Raw genomic sequence first — 1,189 nt, 5'->3', positions numbered from 1 at the left:
AAGAATTAGTCGAAGATCTTAGCAACAACACCAGCACCTACAGTACGGCCACCTTCACGGATAGCGAAACGTAGACCTTCGTCCATAGCGATTGGAGCGATTAGCTCAACTTGCATTTGGATGTTGTCGCCTGGCATTACCATTTCTACGCCTTCTGGTAGAGAGATGTCACCAGTTACGTCAGTTGTACGGAAGTAGAACTGTGGACGGTAGCCTTTGAAGAATGGAGTGTGACGACCACCTTCATCTTTAGAAAGTACGTATACTTCTGACTCGAACTTAGTGTGTGGAGTGATTGAACCAGGCTTAGCTAGTACTTGACCACGTTCAACTTCATCACGCTTAGTACCACGTAGAAGTGCACCAACGTTCTCACCAGCACGACCTTCGTCAAGAAGCTTACGGAACATTTCAACACCAGTACATGTAGTAGTAGTAGTGTCTTTGATACCAACGATAGCAACTTCGTCACCTACGTTTAGGATACCACGTTCGATACGGCCAGTTACTACTGTACCACGACCTTGGATTGAGAATACGTCTTCGATAGGCATTAGGAATGGCATATCTACTGCACGCTCTGGCTCAGGGATGTATGAATCTAGCGCTTCTGCTAGTTCAACAATCTTAGCTTCCCATTGCTCTTCGCCGTTTAGTGCGCCTAGAGCAGAACCTTGGATAACTGGTAGGTCATCACCTGGGAAGTCGTACTCAGATAGAAGTTCACGAACTTCCATTTCTACTAGTTCTAGTAGCTCTTCATCGTCAACCATGTCACATTTGTTCATGAATACGATGATGTATGGGATACCAACCTGACGGCCTAGTAGGATGTGCTCACGAGTTTGTGGCATTGGACCATCTGTCGCAGCAACAACTAGGATACCACCGTCCATCTGTGCAGCACCAGTGATCATGTTTTTAACATAATCCGCGTGTCCTGGACAGTCTACGTGTGCGTAGTGACGAGTTGGAGTGTCGTACTCTACGTGAGAAGTAGCGATTGTGATACCGCGCTCACGCTCTTCTGGAGCGTTATCGATAGATGCGAAGTCACGAGCAGCACCGCCGTATACTTTAGCAAGTGTTGTACAGATAGCTGCAGTTAGAGTAGTTTTACCGTGGTCAACGTGGCCGATAGTACCAACGTTTACGTGCGGTTTTACACGTTCAAATTTTTCTTTAGACA

1 protein-coding gene is annotated in these 1,189 nt (G+C 46.6%); it reads right to left on the bottom strand.

Annotated elements, in window-relative coordinates:
• Positions 1-5: 5 nt before the first annotated feature.
• The coding region (tuf, locus tag VHA02S_RS24830; protein WP_039989556.1) for an elongation factor Tu at positions 6-1,189 on the bottom strand (1,184 nt) is incomplete at its 5' end.

The organism is Vibrio harveyi NBRC 15634 = ATCC 14126 = KCTC 12724 (genome assembly GCF_001591145.1).
GTDB lineage: Bacteria > Pseudomonadota > Gammaproteobacteria > Enterobacterales > Vibrionaceae > Vibrio > Vibrio harveyi.
This window is presented reverse-complemented; position numbering and strand designations above follow the sequence as displayed.